The organism is Verrucomicrobiota bacterium, assembly GCA_039027815.1.
GTDB lineage: Bacteria > Verrucomicrobiota > Verrucomicrobiia > Verrucomicrobiales > JBCCJK01 > JBCCJK01.
In genome coordinates this window covers 14,286-34,637 of record JBCCJK010000021.1, presented here as the reverse complement: position 1 = coordinate 34,637, position 20,352 = coordinate 14,286, and the positions used below count along the sequence as shown (strand labels likewise).

At 61.8% G+C, this 20,352-nt stretch carries 19 protein-coding genes; 12 read left to right on the top strand and 7 right to left on the bottom strand.

The features are described from left to right. Positions 1-101 precede the first annotated feature (101 nt). The 4 genes from AAF555_07380 to AAF555_07365 all read left to right on the top strand — a co-directional run bounded on the left by AAF555_07380 (position 102) and on the right by AAF555_07365 (position 3,357). Complete coding sequence (locus AAF555_07380; protein MEM6911391.1) at positions 102-752, top strand: sigma-70 family RNA polymerase sigma factor; 651 nt, start codon at positions 102-104, stop codon at positions 750-752. Between the two features lie 28 nt (positions 753-780). Continuing rightward, the gene (locus AAF555_07375; protein MEM6911390.1) at positions 781-1,380 is read left to right on the top strand and encodes a hypothetical protein; all 600 of its coding nucleotides are present in this window, start codon (positions 781-783) and stop codon (positions 1,378-1,380) included. Positions 1,381-1,391: 11 nt separating this feature from the next. Continuing rightward, positions 1,392-1,850: a hypothetical protein gene (locus AAF555_07370; protein ID MEM6911389.1), complete on the top strand. Its 459-nt coding sequence runs from the start codon at positions 1,392-1,394 to the stop codon at positions 1,848-1,850. Positions 1,851-1,965: 115 nt separating this feature from the next. Continuing rightward, complete coding sequence (locus AAF555_07365) at positions 1,966-3,357, top strand: sulfatase (protein ID MEM6911388.1); 1,392 nt, start codon at positions 1,966-1,968, stop codon at positions 3,355-3,357. Positions 3,358-3,372: 15 nt separating this feature from the next. Here AAF555_07365 and AAF555_07360 read toward each other — a convergent pair whose 3' ends face one another. Together AAF555_07360 and rlmN are read right to left on the bottom strand one after the other, a co-directional pair. Further along, positions 3,373-3,942: a hypothetical protein gene (locus AAF555_07360; protein MEM6911387.1), complete on the bottom strand. Its 570-nt coding sequence runs from the start codon at positions 3,940-3,942 to the stop codon at positions 3,373-3,375. A 50-nt stretch (positions 3,943-3,992) separates the two neighbouring features. Continuing rightward, on the bottom strand, positions 3,993-5,072 hold the full coding sequence (gene rlmN, locus AAF555_07355; protein MEM6911386.1) for a 23S rRNA (adenine(2503)-C(2))-methyltransferase RlmN: 1,080 nt from the start codon (positions 5,070-5,072) through the stop codon (positions 3,993-3,995). Between the two features lie 87 nt (positions 5,073-5,159). On the opposite strand from rlmN, the gene AAF555_07350 reads away from it, so the two are divergent. Continuing rightward, complete coding sequence (locus AAF555_07350) at positions 5,160-5,807, top strand: hypothetical protein (protein MEM6911385.1); 648 nt, start codon at positions 5,160-5,162, stop codon at positions 5,805-5,807. A gap of 287 nt (positions 5,808-6,094) precedes the next feature. On the opposite strand, the gene AAF555_07345 is transcribed toward AAF555_07350, so the two are convergent. Beyond that, the gene (locus tag AAF555_07345; GenBank protein MEM6911384.1) at positions 6,095-6,883 is read right to left on the bottom strand and encodes an HAD hydrolase family protein; all 789 of its coding nucleotides are present in this window, start codon (positions 6,881-6,883) and stop codon (positions 6,095-6,097) included. 24 nt (positions 6,884-6,907) lie between these two features. Next, on the bottom strand, positions 6,908-8,338 hold the full coding sequence (locus tag AAF555_07340) for a hypothetical protein (GenBank protein MEM6911383.1): 1,431 nt from the start codon (positions 8,336-8,338) through the stop codon (positions 6,908-6,910). Positions 8,339-8,438: 100 nt separating this feature from the next. Between AAF555_07340 and AAF555_07335 the strand changes: the two genes are divergently transcribed. The 4 genes from AAF555_07335 (at position 8,439) to AAF555_07320 (ending at position 13,487) form a co-directional block, all read left to right on the top strand. Further along, positions 8,439-9,869: a sialate O-acetylesterase gene (locus AAF555_07335; GenBank protein MEM6911382.1), complete on the top strand. Its 1,431-nt coding sequence runs from the start codon at positions 8,439-8,441 to the stop codon at positions 9,867-9,869. 64 nt (positions 9,870-9,933) lie between these two features. Then, the gene (locus AAF555_07330; GenBank protein MEM6911381.1) at positions 9,934-11,541 is read left to right on the top strand and encodes an ABC-F family ATP-binding cassette domain-containing protein; all 1,608 of its coding nucleotides are present in this window, start codon (positions 9,934-9,936) and stop codon (positions 11,539-11,541) included. A 226-nt stretch (positions 11,542-11,767) separates the two neighbouring features. Next, positions 11,768-12,883: a TIGR02597 family protein gene (locus tag AAF555_07325; GenBank protein ID MEM6911380.1), complete on the top strand. Its 1,116-nt coding sequence runs from the start codon at positions 11,768-11,770 to the stop codon at positions 12,881-12,883. 19 nt (positions 12,884-12,902) lie between these two features. Next, entirely contained in the window at positions 12,903-13,487 is a 585-nt protein-coding gene (locus tag AAF555_07320; GenBank protein ID MEM6911379.1) for a PEP-CTERM sorting domain-containing protein, read from the top strand. A gap of 98 nt (positions 13,488-13,585) precedes the next feature. Here the strand turns inward: AAF555_07320 and AAF555_07315 are convergent, their stop codons facing one another. Next, on the bottom strand, positions 13,586-14,200 hold the full coding sequence (locus tag AAF555_07315; protein MEM6911378.1) for an HNH endonuclease: 615 nt from the start codon (positions 14,198-14,200) through the stop codon (positions 13,586-13,588). Positions 14,201-14,350: 150 nt separating this feature from the next. Between AAF555_07315 and AAF555_07310 the strand changes: the two genes are divergently transcribed. Together AAF555_07310 and AAF555_07305 are read left to right on the top strand one after the other, a co-directional pair. Beyond that, the gene (locus AAF555_07310; GenBank protein MEM6911377.1) at positions 14,351-16,759 is read left to right on the top strand and encodes a tetratricopeptide repeat protein; all 2,409 of its coding nucleotides are present in this window, start codon (positions 14,351-14,353) and stop codon (positions 16,757-16,759) included. Positions 16,760-16,886: 127 nt separating this feature from the next. Next, on the top strand, positions 16,887-17,348 hold the full coding sequence (locus tag AAF555_07305; protein MEM6911376.1) for a hypothetical protein: 462 nt from the start codon (positions 16,887-16,889) through the stop codon (positions 17,346-17,348). Here AAF555_07305 and AAF555_07300 read toward each other — a convergent pair. Beyond that, entirely contained in the window at positions 17,332-18,087 is a 756-nt protein-coding gene (locus tag AAF555_07300) for a purine-nucleoside phosphorylase (GenBank protein MEM6911375.1), read from the bottom strand. The two genes, AAF555_07305 and AAF555_07300, sit on opposite strands and share 17 nt — an antisense overlap. Positions 18,088-18,170: 83 nt before the next feature. Between AAF555_07300 and AAF555_07295 the strand changes: the two genes are divergently transcribed. Continuing rightward, positions 18,171-18,620: a deoxycytidylate deaminase gene (locus AAF555_07295; GenBank protein MEM6911374.1), complete on the top strand. Its 450-nt coding sequence runs from the start codon at positions 18,171-18,173 to the stop codon at positions 18,618-18,620. 20 nt (positions 18,621-18,640) lie between these two features. Here AAF555_07295 and recN read toward each other — a convergent pair whose 3' ends face one another. Continuing rightward, positions 18,641-20,308, bottom strand: a complete 1,668-nt coding sequence (gene recN, locus AAF555_07290; GenBank protein MEM6911373.1) for a DNA repair protein RecN — start codon at positions 20,306-20,308, stop codon at positions 18,641-18,643. Positions 20,309-20,352: the final 44 nt, after the last annotated feature.

Genomic DNA, 20,352 nt, shown 5'->3' with positions numbered 1-20,352 from the left:
TGGGAGAAAGAGCAAGAACCGGGCACAGTCCGCCTTTTCTGCGCGGGCGCTCGGCTTGAATTTCATTGCCAAGCCGAGAGAGAACCGTAAAGATCTGCCCGGTGAGCGTGATTCCCAGATGGGTCTTGGGTCGGCTGCAGCAGGCCGCCCCGACCGATGCGGAGACCGGCGGCCAAGCGGGTCCTTCGGATAATCTCTTGGTCGCGCGGGCGCAAGCGGGCGATTTGCGAGCCTTCGATTCTCTGGTGGAACGCTACCGAGGGAAGATTTACGCCATCATTGTCAACTTGATCAAAGACAGCGCGGAGTCGTGGGACCTGGCGCAGGATGTCTTTCTCAAGGCGTGGAAGGCCTTGCCGAAGTTCGAGGCGCGCTCGCAATTTTACACTTGGCTCTACCGCATCGCCCACAATGTGGTGTATGATTGGATGCGGAAGCGCAAGAGTCGCGGTCCTCACGTGGAAGAGACAGCCATCCGACAAGACAACATCGAGGCCGGAGCCCGCACCGCGCCGCGGGAAGCCATCCAGCCGGATGCCCAGGCCGAGCGCGGGGAACTGCGCGAGCGGCTCGACGCGGCCCTGGCCCAGATTTCGGAGGACCACCGGACCGCCATTTTGCTGAAGGAAGTGCAAGGGCTGAAATACCACGAGATTGCCGACGTAATGGGCTGTTCGATCGGCACGGTCATGTCGCGGCTCTTTTATGCCCGCAAGAAGTTGCAGGAGATTTTGAAGAGAAATGAGGAGTGATCCGTCGGAATCCCCGAGAAAAATCATCATGAGATTGACCGAAGAACAAATGGTCCGTTGGCTGGACGGGGAGTTGTCGGACTCGGAACGGGCTGCGGTCGAGGCGCTGGCTTCGGCCGATCCCGAGCTGCAAGCCTGGAAGCAAAGCGATGACGAGCTGCGTTCGGCGCTCCGAGAGCGTTTTTCGGCTTCCGAGGAACCGGCTTACCCGGATCTTTTCCAGCACCAGCTGCGCCGTCGTCTCGAGGAGGAGGCCACCCGGCCGCGGGGCTGGAAGCAGTGGTTCCAGCGCGTCCATCCTTTTACGCTGCTCGGTTTGCCCTGGGCGGTGGCGGCGGCTTCCCTCATGCTGCTGGCGGTCTTTGTCTTTTCTGACCAGCATCGGGAAAAGATGCCGGTCCTCTCGAGCGTGGCGGCTGCCAGCGCCTACTCTCCCGTGCCGGGGATTTCGGCGGAGGCTTTCTTTTCCCCGACCGCCAATGCCACGGTCATCGTGTTGGATGGCTGGGAGCCGCTGGAAGAGGAGGAGTTGGCAGGGCTGGAGTTCCTCTTTGACGAGGCCGAGGGCGGCCCGCCCAGCGAGAGCGAGGCTTTGGATGAGCTTGCAGTTCTCAGCCTCCCCTATTAAGAACACCAGCCATGAACCGGCGACATGCCCTCTTCTTCGCAGCGACCTTCCTTCTTTTCCCTCTCGGCACTCTCCAGGCGGCCGAGGAGCCGAAGGTTTGGGGAGCGCTGATTTTGGGGGGCGCGGACTTGGCGGTGGCGGGGAGCGATTCCGCGCAATTCCAGGAAATCCGGGGCCGGCTCTCCAAGGAAGCGCAGCTTCGCTTTTCCGAGTATGTTTTGCTCGGCGAAGAAACCCAGGCCGTTCCCAAGGAATTCGATACCTGGGTCGTGCCCTCGAAGGAGATTTTCTTGGAGCTGGATTACAAGGGAAGCGATGCCAGCGGAATGAAGTTCTTCCTCCGCCTCTGGCACAAGGAGACGGTCAAGACCAAGGCGGACGTGGTGCTGACGCCCGACCAGCCTCTTCTGATCCGCGGTCCCCAATGGAAGGGCGGCTACCTGATCTTCGCGCTCGATTTGGTAAACTGAATCCGGCCGACCCCTTGCTCCGGCAGCTTGCGAGGAGGAGGCAGGAAGCGGAAAGGTCGCCCGCCAGGGGAGCGTTCTTTGAAGGGCGCTCTGCGCCCTTTCTTCTGAAACGCCTATGACGACTTGCCGCTTTTTCCTCCTCTGTTTCCTCGGGCTTTCGCTGGGCTCCTTTTCCGGGTGGGCGGCCCCGTCTAAGAACGTGCTCTTTCTGGTGGTGGATGATCTCAATACCTGGCTTTTGGGCGATCCCCAGCGATACACGGGGAGGGTGGTGGCGCCGAACATCCGAAAGTTTGCCCAAAGTGGGGTGCTTTTCCGGCAGGCCTACACCTCGAGTCCCTATTGCTCGCCTTCCCGCACGGCCCTCTTCTCGGGCGTGAGTCCTTGGAAGTCGGGCGTGTATGACAATGCGGCCGTCATGGAAGAGAGCGAGCCTCTCAACCGAGCCACCTCTCTTCCCAAGCTTTTCCAGGAGGCCGGTTACTTCACCGCTTCCTACGGAAAAATCGGGCATGGCTGGCACATGCGGAAGGATTTTGACGGCCAGCTGGGCCACAAGCGCAATCCCGTGCCTCCCGGGGCGCCTTTCTCGCCCGCGGCCCGGGGCGAGAGCGATTGGGGTCCGACCCACCTGGCGGAGGAGGAGATGAATGACACCCGCTACGCCGATCGGGCCATCGAGCAGCTGGCCAGGGAACACCAGCAACCGTTTTTCATCGCCTGCGGTCTCTTTCATCCGCATATGCCATGGTATGTCCCGCAGGAGTATTTCGATCTTTTTCCGCTGGAGGAGGTGGTGGTCCCCGAGCTGTTGGCAGGCGATCTCGAAGACCTTCCGCCCTTGGCCGATCGCGTTTTGACGAAGCGCCGCATCGTGGACGAGATCGTGGCGACTGGGGAGCATCAGAAAGCGGTCCAAGGCTACCTCGCGACGACCGCCTATGCCGACCGGCAGATCGGGAGAGTCTTGCAGGCTTTGGAGGAAAGTCCCTATCTCGATGAGACCATCGTGCTTCTCATGAGCGACCATGGCTTCCACTTGGGGGAGAAAAATCATTGGCAGAAGGCCACGCTCTGGGAAGAGGCCACCCACTGCCTGCTGATGATGCGGGTGCCTGGAATGACCCGCGCGGGCGGCGTCTCGCCGCGTTTTGTCTCCCTGCAAGATCTCTACCCGACCTTGGCCGAGCTGTGCGGCTTGCAGGCCCCCGAGTATGTCGACGGCCGTTCTCTGGTTCCTTTGCTCCACAACCCGGAGGCGGCTTGGGAGAGCACCGCGATGAGCGCGCTCTACGAGCGCTTTCTGGCCTTCCGCACGGAGCGCTTCCGCTACATCCGTTACAGCGAGGAGCAAGAGGAACTCTACGATCTGTCCAAGGATCCCAAGCAATGGACCAATTTGGCGGACAACCCGGAGTATGCCGAGGCCTTGAGAAAGCTGCGCGCCCGGGTGCCTGCTTACAGTGAGATGGCCAAGCCCGTGGCGGTCAAAAAAGGCAAGCGCTGAGCGTTTTGGGCTGGCTCACTCCGGCGGTTGACCGGGAGTTTCAGGAGGATAGGTCAGGCGGAAGTGACCCTCCCGCTGAAGGGCTTGGAGCAGGTGGGTGCGGGCTTCTTCGACCTCGATTTGCTGTTCCAAGAGATCGCTTTCTAGGCGCTCTTTTTGCTCCGCGAGCACTCGTTCCAGCTCCTGGGTCCACCAGGCACCAAAGGCTTGGCCAATGGCCAGCGACATGCGGAAGGCGAGCTGGGGGTCGGGATGGCGGAAGAGGATTTCAAAGTGGCGAGGGGGCGAGGGCAGGAGCCGGATTTCGAGGCGCTGGCGGATTTTCTCTAAGAGGGCCGCGGGCTCGCTCACTCCCCAGGCTTGCGAGAGCTGGACGGCCTGGGCCGCTTGCAGGAGTCGAGAATCCGTCTGAAGGGCGGTCAGCAGTTCTTCTTCGGTGGCGGGCACGCCTTGGCGTTCCAGGAGGGCAGGGGCCGGGGGTTCCGGCACTTCCAAGACGGTTCGGGCTTGGTGATCCAGTGGATCGCACTGGCAGAGAAGAAAGAGGCTGCCGAGCGAGAGGGAGAGCGCGCGATGCGGGGGCATGGGGCAAAAGGGGGAGGAAGACGCGAGCCAGCCCAGGCGGCGGCTGGAGGTCAAAGGTTTTTGACGGTCGGGAGGGTGCCTTGTTCGGTTTCTTGCTTGAGGCGGAGTTGGCCGCAGGCGGCGTCGATGTCATGGCCCTTTTCTCGCCGGAGGGTCACGGCCACACCGGATTCGGCCACCAGGTCGCGAAAGGCGTTTTGGCGGGCTTCGCTGGGTCGGACCCAGGGAAGACCTTCCACGGTGTTGTAGGGGATGAGATTGATCTTGGCTTGGAGGGCGCGGGCTCTTTTTGCCAGGAGGGCGGCTTGTTCGAGGCTGTCGTTGACTTGGTCGATCAAGATGTATTCGAAGGTGAGGCGCTGCTTTTTGTGCTCCCGCCAGTGGTGGAGGGCGTTGAAGAGCACCTCGATGGGGTAGCGTCGATTGATCGGCATGATTTGGTCGCGCACTGCATCGTTGGCCCCGTGGAGCGAGATGGCGAGGCGGATCTGCAAGGGGACGGTGGCCAGCTTCTTGATCTGGGGGGCGAGGCCGCTCGTGCTGACGGTCATGTGGCGCGCGCCCAGATTGACCCCCCAGTCGGCGTTCAAGATGTGGAGGGCCTTGGTGAGTTGGCTCAGGTTGGCGAGCGGCTCGCCCATGCCCATGAAGACGAGGTTGTCCACCCGGTGGCCGCTTTCTTTTTCGGCCGCCAGGACCTGTTCCACGATTTCTCCGGCGTCGAGGTTGCGGGTGAATCCAGCCAGCCCGGAGGCGCAAAAACGGCAGCCGTAGGCGCAGCCCACCTGAGAGCTGACGCAAAGGGTGCGGCGATCCGAGCGCTCGCCATAAAGCGCGGGCGAGGCCGGGATGAGAACGGTTTCGATGTAGCGGCCGTCGTGCAGCCGGAAGAGGAACTTGCGGGTGGTGTCAGCGGACCCTTGGGCTTGGACGAGGTCGAGGGAGCCGAGGGCGAATTCCCGCCAGAGTTTTTCGCGCAGACCCTTCCCGAGGTTCGACATTTCGGCCGGGGCCAAGACGCGATGACGGTAGAGCCACTCCAGGATTTGCTTGGCTCGGAAGGCCGGTTCCTGGGCCGAACGCAGCCAGGCCCGCAACTCGTCCGGCAGCATGCCTGTGAGAAAGGTCATGGCTTATGCAAGGCGGGTGGGTGGTCTCGGGTCACGTTCCAAAAATGTCCTTGGCAAGCTACCCGCCCGACGCCAGGAATATGCCCGATGCGCGCCTACCAAATCTTCGCCGCCCTGCCAGGTGATCTCGCCGATGAGATCCTGACCTTTTTCCGTCACGAAGACCGGGACACCTACCGGGCCGCGCTCCTCACCCTCTGCCAGCAGCGTCGGCTGCGCCCGGTCTTCATCCAGCGCAAGCCGGCCACCGAGCAGATGGCTTGGATTCGGAAGTATCTCCAAATCGTGGCCAATGATTCCATGGCGGAAACCGTCCTCCAGACCTGGTTCCTGAAGGATCGCCAAGATCTTTTGAAAGTCTTTTTGGATGGAGTGGGAATCGAACATGATGGCAAGGGCGCGGTCGAGAATCTTCCCGAGGCGCTTGATGAGGAAAAGCTTTCCCAAGCAGTCGACCAGCTCTTTGCCGACTACCCACCGGCGGAAGTGTCAGCTTACCTCTACCTTTTCAATCTGCAACGAAGCACGGGCTGGGAAGAGCTTTCCCAACTTCTGAAATCGGATCCCCGAGTCCATCCCAGTGGCCAAGGCCAAGAGGTGGCCTCACTGGAGAAGGCGCCCGTCGAGGAGGTCGCTCAGTCGGAAGAGCCCCCGCCCGCCAAAAAAGCGGCCAAGAAGAAAGCCGTGAAGAAGAAGGCCGCCAAAAAAAAGGCAGCCAAGAAGAAGACCTCCTGAGCTGGCGGGTCAGGGAAGAAGGGCTGGTTTGGCTTCCTGGATCGTGAAGAGGACAGGAAGCGGGCGTCCCTGGGGAGCGCTTATACCGAGCTGGAGAATTGGCTGGTAGAATGGCCGAGTGGATTTCGGGCCAGACCAAGGCACGACGAGGGCGCGGTGCAGGCACCGTAACCGAGGAGCAACGCTGGGCTGGCTCGAAAGACACCGGCTCTCCCTTCCCCGCGCTTCAGCGCCTCTTCCCCACAACACCTTCCCTCCATTCTAACAGTGAATTCTGGATGTTGGTATTAGCGGAAGTAGTGCCGAAGGGCTTCGACCACGCCCAGGCCGGCGCCCCGGGAGGCCACGAATCCTCCATGAGCGGTCACTTGGTGGCGGACTTCGGAGACGGCGTTGCCAGGGCAGGCGATCATGCCGGCGCAGTCGGGGTGGAGCATGGTAAGGTCGTTGTGGTTGTCTCCCACGGCAAAGACGCGTTCGGTGGGAACCTCTAGGAGCGACGCCAAGTGGGAGAGGGTGCTGCCCTTGTTGTAAGCGCGGTGGGCGATGCGGAGGTAGATGGAGTTGCGCTCGTAGTGCAGCTCCGGGTGCTCTGTTTTGAAGCCATCGAGGTAAGCGACGATCCCATCCATTTCCTCATCGGAGCGGGCCACGATGCCAGCGGGTTCGTCTTTTTCCTCGATGTAGCTGGCCCCGGTTTCGCTTTCGATGAATTTGCGGACCTTTTTGAGGGATTTGCGGATCGATTTGAAGAAGACTCGGTGGGCTTTCTCGCAGCGTTCATTCCAGGGGCCCAAGGGGACCCAGCGATGAAAGCGCCCCGGCTGGTAGAGTTCGCGTTCTTTCACGATGAGGAAGTCGGGCAAGCGGCGGAGGCCGTGGTCCGCCATGCCTTGGAGGCAGTGGAAGAGCCCGCGTCCGGTGTTGATGGCCCAGCGGGCATTTTGCTCGCGGAGTGCGTCCATGATTTCGAGAAACTCGTCCACGATGAGCGGGCTGAACTCTTCGTGCACGAGGGTGCCATCGAAGTCGAAAGCGAGCAGGCAGGACGGCGGGGGCGGGGGCGAAGAACTCATTTCGGAAACGCTTTGGCCAAGGCCTCACCGCAGCACCGCTAGCCAATGCACGAGAGTGGCGGCCAGAGCAAGGGAGAAGGCCACTTGGAAGAACAAGCAGAAGCGAATCTGGCGGGGGTCGCCGCCACGATCGCGAAAACGTCGCAGCAGGCTATCCATCCCCGCAAAGAGCGAGCAGAGGACGGCCGGGGTGAGGGCGGCGAGGTCGGGGAGTTCGGCAAAGAGCCGGGCATCCCAACCGGCCAAGGCATTCTGCCAGGCGAAGGCGCCCACCGTGAAGAGGAGGATCGAGCCCATCTCGGCGGCGTGTCGTTGCCGCGGCAGTTGGCTGCTGGGTTGGTGTCGTTTCACCAAGACCGCGGTGGCCAGGAGCGCGGCCAGGAGCAGGCCGAGATGGAGTCCTCGCCAAGGCACCTGGCGCAAGCTGGCCTCCCAATCAGAAGCCTCGCCCCAGCCCTTGAAAATCTCCCAGCTGCCTGCGGCCAAGCGACTCCCGATGGCGAGGGGGTTTTCCTGGGTCAGAAGGTGGCGGAGACCGCTTGCTTCTACTTTTTCCTCTGTGCGAGCGGCGGCCACCTGCTCGGGATGGCTGGTCCAGCGGCAAGCGCCTCGCTCATGAGCAAAGGGACTCCCGAGGGTGGTTTGCGCGAAGTCGAGACGGGGGCCGATCGCGAGAAAGAAGGCCAACAAAAGAAAGGCCGAGCCAATCAAGTGATTCTGCCAGCTCCACGGCCCGGCCCGCCTGGGGGAGGCGGTGGCCGAGGGGGGCTTCACGACAGCTTGCAAAAAGCGAAGATTGCTCACGAGGAAGAAGGTCCCGAGCAGCGGAGTGATGAGCGGGTAGGCCAGCCAGCTGAGACCGGCCAGAAAGCCCAAAAGCAGATGCATCCCGAGGGTGTTGTGTTTGAGCGTTTCGACCGCCGTCAACCAGGTCAAGAGCAGCAGGAGTCCGAAGAGGAGTTGAGGATCGAAGCGGAGGCTGGCGGGGAGGACGAAGAGCAGGGCGAGCGAGATGATGAGGTTGGCTGTGCTGAGAGGCGCTTTCCCGCGGCCGATGAGAAAGAGCGTGAAGAGCACTAGAAAGCTGTAACCGAGGGCGCGATTGAAAGCCCGGCCCTGCTCCAGGGGCAACTCCGGCCCCAAGCGGGCGGCTAGCCAGGGCCAGAGCGGATTGGAATAGCCATCGCTGCGGTGAGGGGTCCATTCCCTGAGAGAACGGGTCAGCCCGGAGCGGACTTCCAGGGCGCGCGATTGGTGGGTCTGCTGGAGGAAGTAGGCTTCGGCGGGGGAAGCCTTTTCGGGCACAAGCGCCGATTGCATGCGGTCGGCCAGGCCAAAATACATCCCCGAAAAGCCGGCTAGGAAAAGCAGGAGGAATCTCCTGCGTCGACGAAGATTCGCTCGCACCGAGGGAGGGGCCGGCGGTGGGTTTTCCAAAGCGGGGGAGTCGAGCATGAAAAGGCACCCTCCCTCCGGCCTTCCGAGGCCACAAGGATTTTGCGTCTTTTCGGCCGCCACGCGGAAGATCCTCTCTCGCCATCACGTAAAAAGGCCGATGGTTTCCCGACTTCTTTTGGTCCTCTGGCTTTCGGCTGTAGCCGAGGTCGGGGCCGATTTGCGCCTGCCCGCCATTTGGTCGGACCGCATGGTGCTGCAACACGGCGGGCAAGCCGTCATGCGTGGTTGGGCCAAGCCGGCCTCCCAGGTGGTGGTCAAGGCTTCTTGGGCGGAGGCCCCGTTGGCGCGAGTGCCAGCCGATGCCGAGGGGCGCTGGGCAGCCCGCTTTTCCCTGCCCGAGGCCTACGGCGGCCCTCACCAAGTTACGGTGCAGAGCGGAAAGGAATCCCTCGTCCTGCGCGAGGTCTTGATTGGCGAGGTCTGGCTCTGTGCCGGCCAAAGCAATATGCGCTGGCCCATGAAGAAACTGCCCAGCCACCGAGGAGTGCTCTCGCAGGCCCAGGACCCCCAGTTACGGCTCTTCGGCATCCCCCAGGTCGCGGCCACCCGCCTGCATGAGGATTTTGGCGGAGAATGGTTGAAAACCCGCCCCGAGACCTTGGCGCATTTCAGTGCGGTGGCCTACTACTTCGGGAAACGCCTGCGGGAGGAGCTGGGCGTGCCGGTCGGTCTGGTCCGGAGTGCTTGGGGGGGAACGCCCGCCGAAGCCTGGGTCAGCAGCGAGGGCCTGGCGGGCTTCCCGGAATTCCAAGAGCGCATCCAGCGGATTTTGGAGACACCTGATGATTGGCATGCGCTCAAGCAAGAAATGAAGTCGCCCCACCGGGAACCGACCGTGCTTTTCAATGGCATGATCGCCCCCCTGCGCGGCTTGCCTTTCGAAGGGGTTCTCTGGTATCAGGGAGAATCCAATGTGGGCCGGGCCGAACAATACGAGCGTCTCTTCCCGGCCTTGATTCGCGACTGGAGACGCTATTTCGCGAGCGAGGAACTGGCCTTCTACTTCGTGCAGCTCGCCCCCTATCGCTATCAAGGGGACAGTCTCCGGGAGAGCGCTCTCTTGCGCGAGGCGCAGGGGGCGGCCTTGGCGTTGCCGGCGACCGGCATGGCCGTCGCCCTGGACCTAGGGGAGCGAAAAGAAATCCATCCGAAGGGCAAGGACGTGGTGGGCCAGCGCCTGGCTGGCCTCGCCTTGGCCAACAATTATGGGAGAGCCTTGGCCGCCGAGAGCCCGCGGCTCGATCGCCATGAGGTGGAAGGGGAATCGATGCGGTTGTTCTTTCAGCACGCGGACCAGGGCTTGGTCGCTTCGAGCGGGGGCTTGGCTCGCTTTGAGGTGGCGGGGGAGGATCGTGCCTTCCACCCGGCCGAGGCGGAGTTGGACGGTTCCACCGTCTTGGTCCGAAGCGGGAAGGTGGCCCAGCCCGTGGCGGTCCGCTATGCCTTCACCAACTGGACCGAGGCCACCCTGTTCAACCAAGCGGGCCTGCCAGCGCCGTCTTTCCGAACGGACGATTGGCCGGAGTGAGCAGCGCGTTTCTCGCGGGAAAGCCGGTGGACATTTTCGGTCCCAGAGTCAATCATCGACCTCCATGCTGACCATCCGCAAGATGACGAAAGCGGTCGGGGGACGGACCCTCTTCCAGAACGCCGACTTCACCCTGAACTGGGGGGAGCGCTTTGCCTTGGTCGGCCCGAATGGCGCGGGGAAATCGACCCTCTTTCGCATGATTTTGGGCCAAGACCAGGCGGACGAAGGCGAAATCGAGCGCGATGAGTATGCCCTGACCGGGAGCTTGGAACAGGAGGCGGGCGACGCCGGAGACGAGAGCATCTTGGAAATCGCCATGGGCATCAACCCGGAAATGGCCAAGCTCCTCCGCATCATCCATCGGCACGAAAAGGCCGGCACCACTGGCGATCCCGAATTCGCTCAGGCGCAGGACGAATTCGATGCCCAGAACGGCTACCAATTGGAGCCCAAAGCCAAGCGCATGCTGGGCGGCCTTGGCTTTCAGCAAGGCGACTTTGATCGCCCGGCCGCTGAGTTTTCCGGCGGTTGGGTCATGCGGGCCTACCTGGCCCGCTTGCTGGTGCTGGAGCCGGATCTCCTCATGCTGGACGAGCCGACCAACCACCTCGACCTCATGACGCTCCTCTGGTTCCAGCGGCACCTGCAAAATTATGGGGGCGCCATCTTGGTCATTTCTCACGACCGGGACTTCATGAACGCGGTCGCCGAAAACATCGTGGAGATCGACGAACAGCAGCTCATCCCCTACCAAGGCGACTACTCCGCCTACGAAGAACAGCGAGAAGCCCGCTACGAGCAAAAAGTCAAAGCCTACCGCAACCAACAAAAGGAAATCGAGCGGGTGCAGGAATTCATCGATCAATTTCGTTCCGTCTCCTCCAAAGCCTCCCAAGTGCAGAGCCGGGTCAAGCAGCTCGAAAAAATGGACAAGCTGCCCAAACCCATCGCCACCCGCAAAGTCTTCAAATTCAACTTTCCCCAGCCCCAACGCAGCAACCAGAAAGTCATCGAGCTCCGGGGCTTGCACCAAGCCTACGGCGACAAGAAAATCTACCAAGGGCTCGATCTAGTGGTGGAGCGAGGCGAGCGAACGGCCCTAGTGGGCCCCAATGGAGCCGGGAAGTCCACCCTCATCAAGCTCCTGGCAGGCGCGCTCGCATTCCAAAAAGGAGAGCGCGAGTGCGGCTACCTCACCAAGATCGGCTACTTTAGCCAGCACCGCTCCGAAAACCTCCAGGACAACAACACCGTCCTAGAAGAAGTCATCGCCTCGAATGCCGAAATGCGGGAAGACGAAATCCGCTCCGTCCTCGGCTCCTTTCTCTTTCGGCGGGCCGACGTCCACAAAAAGATCCGAGTGCTCTCCGGTGGCGAGAAAAGCCGGCTCAACCTCGTGAAATTTCTCGTCGATCCCCCGAACCTTCTCCTAATGGACGAGCCCACCACCCACCTGGACATCCTCTCAGTGGACGCCCTCGTGCAAGCGCTCAAGGCCTACCAAGGCACGCTCCTCTTCATCTCCCACGACGTTCACTTCATCCGCTCCCTGGCCGATCACGTCCTCCACATCAATGAAGGCCAAGTGACCCGTTATGTGGGCGGCTACGACTACTTCCTGGAAAAGTCTGGCCTCAACGACGATCGCTCTGCTGTGACCGCGGGGTAAGTTCAGGGTTCGGGTTTCGGGAAGGTGGCTATTCTCCCACTGGATCCGGTAGCTGGAGCGCTGGTTTTTAGGCTCATCCAGCAGCGCCCAGCCCCGAGAATCGGGGATTTCACGCAAATCCAGGAAAAGCGTCCAGCGCTCGACCAAAGGAAAGCGCCGAAATGCTAGTTTTTTATTGATTGCGAACGAGATAGGTCCTACTCCTAAGAGTCCCTTACTCAATCCCATGAAGCCACTCCCTCTTCTTCTCGGACTGTCCCTCACTGCAAACTCCTTGGTGGTGGGGCAGGAAAACAGCTCTTACTCGGACCCGGTCGGCTACCACTCCATCGACTTTCAAGGTGGTTCTGACACCGGATTTTCTCTCCCACTCTTTCGTGATCGAGTGGAGCAAGGCCTCATCCAAAGCGTCGACGCGGGCACCAGCACCATCACGGTCAACTTCACCATGACCGCCGATGAGTACGTCTATCAAGTCGGCTCCCAGACGGACACTTATTTTGTCTTGGTTTGCGATGGCACCAAAGAAGGCGGCTTTTACACCGTGACCGACAACGGCACCGACACCCTCACCATCGACATGGCAGGCGACGGCACCGTCAGCGATCTCGACGGAGCCACCATTAAGGTGTTTCCTTATTGGACCTTGGGGACCCTGTTTCCTAATGGAGAAGGAGTTGTAAAAACAACGGACCCCTTTTCCATTCAGTCTGTTGTGTTTTTCACCAATCAGAGCGCTACTGGCGTCAACTTACCGTTCCCTTTGAGTTACCTCTACTTCGACTCTTCGAATGACTCGCAAGACGGTTGGTATTCGTCGGCGAATTTCGTACCCGGTGCTGTGGTAAATGATACGATTTTGAGTCCCGATACCTATTTCGTTGTAAGAAACCCGGCTGGAGCGAACAGTTCAGTTACCTTGACGGGGGAAGTTCTCATCGATTCCCTGAGAACTCCTGTCAACAAACCATCGTCGACCGAAGCCCAGGACATTTATATTGGAGTTCCTTACCCCGTTGCGGTGAGTGCGCCCGAAACAGATCTTCTCGAGTCAGGGGCCTTTACGGCAACGACTGACCCTTTTACCATTCAAGATGTTGTTTTCGTTTTTGATAACGGCACCATCGACGTGAATAAGCCGTTCCTCGAAAGCTACCTCTATTTTGACTCCTCGGATGACGCTCAAGACGGCTGGTATTCGACCTCAAACTTTGTGCCGGGAGCATCGGTAGATGATCAGAAGATTTTTTCCTCCGCCACCGGTTTGGTAGTGCGCAAGCCGGCCGGCTCGCCCCAAGGAACTACCTTCTGGATTTTCAACTCCCCCTACACCGCGCAATAACAAAATTTCTTACCGAGAAATGAAAAACCTACCTTCTTTGAAAGTAATCCTGGCAAGCGTCTTAGGGCTTTTGGCAAGCATTTCGACTGGCCACGCGATTGTGGTAGCTGCCAGCGGGACCATCGCCAATCCCACTGATTCAGATGGCGGTTTGGACCTCATAAACTCCACCTATGCCGCCCTTTTTATCGATACTTTGGGAGATGGACTCGAACTAAGTCCAGGGACTTTCACGACTGACGAGCTGATTGGCGATGATTTTTTGGTCGCGTTCGGGGTGTCCGAAACCGGGTTTGGCGGTCCACAGATTGTATTTGCTGATACGCCGGTGGATTTGGACTTGGCTCCCGATGCAGGGGACCAATACTACGTGGCGTGGTTTATCGGCCAGACTGGAACGACGCCCACCACGATTACTTTGGCTGAGGGCGATCCTTTTGGCTTCGACCGATCAGCAGATTGGATCCTTCCGTCTCTAGGCAACACTGGGCCAACGACCTCGGCTGCCTCCCCTTTCGGCTTTGCTACCGTCATCCCCGAGCCCTCGACTTCACTGCTCTCTGCTCTTGCTGTTTTCGGCCTGATCGCTCGCCGTCGTCGCTAGATTACGCTACCGAATTTTTCTTTTTCAGAAAAGGCCGGGCCATGCCCGGCCTTTTTTGTGCCTTCAACCGTCAAGCAGCCATCGAAAATCCGCAATCCCTACCCTCCCACGTCCACCTTTTCCGGTGTCAGCTCGATGAAGTGACGCCAACTGAGGGCGGGCTCCGCGCTCGAGAGGGTGCCGGCGAAGGGGCGGCTTTTGGGCGCTTTCGGCTTGTTGATGGGGAACATCTGGGCCTCAGCCGGGAGCTTGTTGGCCTTGCGGGTATTGCACGGCACGCAGGAGGTGACTAGGTTTTCCCAAGTGGTCTTGCCCCCCTTGTCCCGCGGATGGACGTGGTCCAGATTCAACTGCTTGGCGTCGAACTGCTGCCCGCAATACTGGCACTTGTATTCGTCCCGCTGGAAGATGTTTTGCCGGGTGAACTTGACTTCCTTGCGCGGGAGCCGGTCGAAAAAGGAAAGCACGATGATTTCGGGCACCGCGTAGTCCGCCCGGGGGCTGGAGATGACGGGGCCTCCCAGGCCGCCCTTCTCGGAGAACTCCAGCCACGAATCACAATCGTGGGTGTAAAAGTTGTTTTCCTGGTCCACTCTCACCACCTGGGCATGGCCCAAGAGGAGCAGGACAAAGGCTCGTCTTGCGGTGCAAGTGTTGACCGGTTGCCAAAGTCGGTTCAGCACGAGGACCGAACTGTTGAGGTTCGATTTCACGTGAATGTCGGGCTGCCAAGAGCCTAGGCAGCGGCCTCTTCGGGGCAAGGAAAATTCACGAGTTTGCCTTACGGCGCCCCCGCCTGCCTCCCGCCTTGCGAAAAAGGAGCGGCTGGTTACCTTGCCCATCCGCCAACCCCCCCTTTTTTGATGCTCCCTTTCCGCTTTTCTCTCGTGGTGGCCCTGTGGCTGGGCTGCTTGGCCTGGGCGTCGCAGGCCAAGGCCGTCGATCCCGCTGACCTCTATCTCCAAGGCTACCTCATGATGCTGGACGGCCGCAAGCTGGAGCGGGCCGGGGAATTGGAGGGCGCTTTGGAGAAAATGAAGGATGCGAGCGAGATTTTCGATGGCATCGCCCACGATTTCCCTGAGTGGCGGCGCAACACCATTGTTTTTCGCAGGAAGCGGATCCGAGACGAGACGCTCGACCTGTTTGATCGAGTGGCGGCCATCCGAGCGGCCGCGCGCCAGACTGAGGAGGAGCCCTCCGAGCCGCCGCTGATCGACTTGGAGCGGCCCGAGCTCGAGAGGGAGGGACCTGACTTGGCCATCAGCCGGGAAATGATGGCGCGCATTGCTCGCTACGAGGAGACCGTGGGCCGTCAGGACAAGAAGATTCGCTCGCTCGAGGACGATCTCCAATTTCGCACCAATCAGCTGGAGCTGGCTCGCAAGCGCGTGCAGGAGGCGGAACGGGACAACGCGGCGCTCAAGGGCCGCTTGGATCGGACCCGCCTCGATCTGCAAAATCTCCAGACCAGCGCCCAGGATGAGGTCCAGGAGTTGAAGGACCAGTTGGCCGCGGCCGAGGCCCGCAGTGCCCAGGCTCTCGCCGCCCTGGAGGAGGGCCTGGCTTCTCTTTCGGCCGAGCTGGGAGAGGAACGGGCCGGGGAACTGGCCGCCCTCCGCCAGGAGCACCAGGCTGAGGTGGCCGCACTGCGCCAAGCGCATGCTCAGGAGTTGGCCACGGTGCGGGAGGCCCATGCGGCCGAGACGGCGGTTTTCCAAGAGCGGGTGGCGGCGCTCGAGGGCGAACTGACCCTGTCGCGCACCCAGATGGAAGCGGCCTTGGCGAAGTCCCAAGCGCTCGCGAATGATCTGAGCCAAGCCCAGGGAACGATCGTCCTTTTGCAGAAGGAGAAATCGAGGCTGGAAACCCAGCGGGACGAAATGGCCATGATGCTGAACATCCGGAGCGATGAAGAAGCCATCGCCAAGCTGACCCTAGAAAACGGCCGTCTTCTGAGCGAGTTGGCGGCGGCCAATGAGCGGATCCATATTCTGGAGAGCCAAGAGCGGGAGCGGAGTCGCTCCCAGGAGGCTCTCGCGCAGCAAAAAGACGCCTTGGGCGAGCAGGTCGAAGAGCTGGCCGCTACGAAGGCCGAGCTGCAAGCCGAGCTAGAACGGGAAGCGGAGGCCAAGCGGCAAGCCCTCGCCAGCGTCATGGCGGAGGGGGACGAGGCCCAGGAGGCAGCCCTGGCCCGAGCAGCGGCCGAGGCGGAAGCCCTGCGGGAAGAGGAGCTGGCGGCGCTGCGTTTGGAGCTGGCCACCATCCGGAAGGATCTGTTGGCGGTGACCCAAGAGAACGCGGCTTACGATCTGCGCGTGGATCAGCTGATGGGCGAACTCGAGGACACGCGCATGGCCTTGGAGGAAGCCTCGGTCGAGATCGACGACACCCAGGCGCAGGAGGAGAACCGGCTCTTGCGAAAAATCATCCTCAAGCAGCTCCGCCAACAGGCCATTCGCCAAAACCAGCGCCAACTGGTTTTGGAGGAGCTCAATCGACTCCAGATCGATTCCAAGACGCTCATTGGGAATGTCGAGCGGATGGCGGGCGATCCCCTGGAGCTGAGCGACGCCGAGAAAAGCCTTTTCCAAGAGAACCCCGAGCTGCTTTCGCTGGCGGAGGGCGGGGGCAATGCCCTCGCGGTGGTGGCGGATGCCAAGGCGGAGCGGGCGGACCTTCGCAAGAAACTCCGGGACGAGGCGGCCGTGCAAGAGCAGTTGGCCAAGTTCGAGGCGGCGGCCGAGGATGATTTCTCAGCCGGACGCCTGGCGCGGGCCGCGCGCTCTTACAAACTCATCCTCCAGATCGTGCCCGAGGATGTGAAAGCCATTTCCAATCTCGGGGTGATTTACCTCAAGCAGGAGAAGTTCGCGGAGGCGGAGATCCAGTTCAAGAAGGCCCTGGTCTACCGGGATGACAGCGCCTTCGCCCACTTGCACCTCGGGATCGCCCTCTGGAGCCAAGGATTTCTCGAGCCGGCCATGGACGCGGCCGAGGTGGCGGCCCGTCTTTCGCCCCGGAATGCCCGGGTCTGGGAGGCTCTCGGCCAGATGCAGGCGGAATTTGGCAACACCCGGGAGGCGGAAGAAGCCTTTCTGGAAGCGATCCATCTGGAGCCCGCCGAGCCCTACGCCCATTTCAATCTGGCCGTGCTCTACTCCCAACCCGATCTCCGAGATCGGGAAAAAGCGGGCTTCCACTATCTGGAGGCCATCACGCACGGCTTGGAGCGCGATCCTAGCCTGGAGGCATTTCTCGAGCAGGGCTAATACCAGCCAACTCTGCAGCTTGGTATAGGCCAAAGTTGACCGGCTTTCCTCCAGGCACCGCTTGAGGCACCGTTCCTCCAAGCACCGTTCCGCTGGCTTATCCAGTGGCTTGGTATAGGGCAGAGGGGTGAGAACGCTTCGCCCCCCCGCCCTCCTGCTGCTGTCCTACTGGCTGCTAGCGGCCTGCGCCCCCGAGCCTCCTTCCAAAGAAGGATCGCCCGAAGAGCGGCTTGAGGGGCTGCAACGGGAGAACGATCGCTTCCGCCAACAGTTGCAAGACATGGAAGAGCGCCTGGAAACCCTCGATCGAGCGGCGGAGGAGATCCGGCGCTTGCAGCAGGAGAACGAGGCGCTCCAGCAAGAGTTCGATGCCTATCGCCAAGAGTTCCGGGTGTCCTTCCGCCAGCGCTTGCAAGAGGGGGGCGTGGTCGAGAGCGTGGTGCTGCGCGATGGCCAAGTGCTGGAGCAGGTGGTCGCCAAGCGTCTCCTCCCGGATGGCTTGCTCGTGCAGCACTCCATCGGGGTGGCCAAGGTGCCCTTTGCGAGGTTGCCCTTGGTCTGGCAAGAGGCCTTCAACGTGCGTCGCTAGAGAGAAAGGCTTCCAAGAAAGGCAGGAAGCTTTCGGCGGCGGTCGAGCCGACCTCGAGCACGTCTTGGTGGTCGAGCGCTTCCGGCTTCATCCCGGCCCCATAATTGGTCAGGCAAGAGAAGGCGGCCACTTCCAAGCCGAGGGCTCTCGCTTGGATGGCTTCCAAAACGGTCGACATGCCCACGGCATCCGCCCCCCAGCTACGATACATGCGGATCTCTGCCGGGGTCTCATACTGTGGTCCCGGGAGACTCGCGTAGACCCCTTCCCGCAAGAGCAAGCCGCAGGCGCGCGCTGCCTGCTCGGCGCGGGCGCGGAGGGAGGGGGCGTAGACCTCGGTCAGGTCCTGGAAATGAGGGCCGCCGCTCAGGGGGCTGGCCCCGGTCAGGTTCAAATGGTCGCTCAGCATCATCCATTGGCCGGGGGCCCACTCGGGGCGGAGGCAGCCGGCGGCGTTCGTCAGAAGCAAGCGTTTCACCCCCATCTCGGCCAGGGCGCGGACGGCCGCGGTCACGTCCCGCGCCGAGTGGCCTTCATAGAGATGGCAGCGACCTTGGGCGATCACGAGACGCTCCCCCTCTCTTTCGCAGAGGAGGAAGCGGCCCTGGTGGCCGGGGACCCGCGATTCCGGGATTTCGGGGAATTCGGAAAAGGGGCGACTCTCGACCAGCTGAAACGCTTCGGCCACCGGCCCGAGTCCGGAGCCGAGGACCAGTCCCCAAGTTGGCTTGGCTTGCATGGCAAACAGGATACCCCGGTCGTGGGGATGGCGAGGGGGAATCCTGGGAATTGCAGCGCGGGCCAAGCGGAGTAGGCTTCGACATGCTCACCCCTTCGGGTCGTCTTTCGATTCCCGCTTACGCCATGGCCTTGGCGCAGGTGGCTTGCCTGCGCTCGGAGGATCCGTTCCGGAAGGTGGGGGCGGCGGCTTTGGACCATGCCAATCGGGTCATCGGGACAGCCTACAACGGGCTGGCCCCGGGCTTTGAGGTCTCGGAGGGCTTTTGGGACGATCGCGACCAACGTCGCAAGTACATGCTGCACGCCGAGGTCAATCTCTGCTCCCTGTTCAAGCGGGGCGACGCCCGCCTCATCGCCGTCACCACCAAGCCTTGCACTTCCTGCATGCAGATGATCTGCGCCTACGGGGTGAAGGAGGTCTACTACCGAGACGAGTATGGGGTGAGCGAGGCGGATGACTTGGCGGCGCTCTACGGCGTGACCTTGCAACAGATCTCGGACTACCCGCATGTGGATTTGGACGAGCGCTAGGCGCGCCCAGGGCCGCTCGCTCACGCGGGGGGAGCGGCCTCTGTCAGCAAGCTCTGGGCGAGGGCGCGGGAGGTCTCGCTCGCGCCGCCCAGCATGCGGGCCAGTTCTTCGATGCGGGCCTCGCCCGCGATTGGTTCCAGGGCGGAGGCGGCTCGGTCCTGGATAAGAAGTTTGCGGACCACGAAGTGGGATTGGGCGGCCGCGGCCACTTGGGGAAAGTGGGTGATGGCGATCACTTGATGGCGGGCTGCCAAGTGGGCCATCTTTTGGCCCACGGCCTTCGCGATTTCGCCGCCCACATTGGCATCGATCTCGTCAAAGACCAGCAGCGGGGTTTCATCCTGCTCGGCGAGCGCGCTTTTCACGGCCAGCATGACCCGGGAAATTTCTCCGCTACTGGCGACCTGTCGGAGGGGCTTGGCGGGCTCGCCCGGGTTGGGGGCGAAGTGGAATTCGGAGTCCTCGGCGCCTTGGGGGCCGGGCTGGGAGCGGCGGACGAGGGCCACCGCGAAGTCGGCTTTCAGAAAACCCAATTCGCTGAGATGGCCGGCGATGTCTTTGGCCAAGCGGGGGGCCGCAGCTCTTCGTTTGGCGCTTAGGATGGCGGCTTGGTCCTCGAGAGCGGCCCGCGCGCTCCGGAGGGTGGCCTCTCGCTCAGCGAGCGATTCTTCCCGATTCTCCATTTGCGAAAGCTTGGCGGAGAGCGCTTGGCCCCGGGCCATCACGTCGTCGAGGGCCGGGCCATATTTCCGCTTCAGGCCCTCCAGCAGATCGAGTCGCTCCGCGAGGCGAGATTCCTCGGCCGGGTCCAGCTCCAGGCCCTCGGCGTAGTGGCGCAGGGAGCTGTCCAATTCCCGGAGTTCGAGAGCGGCTCCTTCCAAGCCCCCGCAGAGTTCGGCCGTCTGGGGATCGAGCTTTTCCAAGTCTCGGCAGAGGCGCTGGAGTTCGGCCAGTTGATTGAGGAGGCTGTCATCGTGTTCGGAGAGCAGACCCGTGGCTTGGGCGGCCGCCTCCAAGAGGCGGGAGGCATTGGAGACGCGCCGATAGCGTTCTTCGATCTCTTGGTCTTCCCCGGGCTGGAGTTGGGCGGCCTCGATTTCGCTCCCTTGGTGGCGGAGGAGTTCCAGCTCGGCCAGGCCGGCGGCCTCCCTCTGGCGAAGGCTCTCGTAAGCCTCCTGCGCCTCTTTCCAAGTGGTGTAGGCGCGCTGGTAGGCGGCCCTTTCCCGGCTGGCCCGGGCGTAGGCATCGAGCATTTCCAACTGCCGTTCGGGGGAAAAGAGGGATTGGTGGTCGTGGGGGCCGTGGAGGTCGATCAAGCGCCCGCCAAGCGAGCGAAGGGTGGCTAAGGTGGTGGCGGCGTCATTGAGAAATTGCCGATTGCCGCTCTGGGAAATGACCCGGCGGACCAGGAGCTGTCCGTCTTCGCAGGGCGGGAGACCCGCTTCTTCCAGGAGGGCATTCACTCCGCTGGCATCAGGCAACTGGAAGATGGCCTGCACGGTGCACTCCTTCTCACCCGTGCGGATGCTGCCTTTGTCGGCCCGTTCGCCGAGAACCAACTTGAGCCCGCCCACGATCATGGACTTCCCGGCCCCCGTCTCCCCGGTCACCGCCACCAGACCCGAGCCCAGCTCCCAGCGTAGCTCTTCCACGAGGGCGAGGTGACGGAGGGAGAGCGCGGTCAGCATGAGGTGAATCGAGGCTTGCCCGGGAGGGCCTGGGGCTGATTATG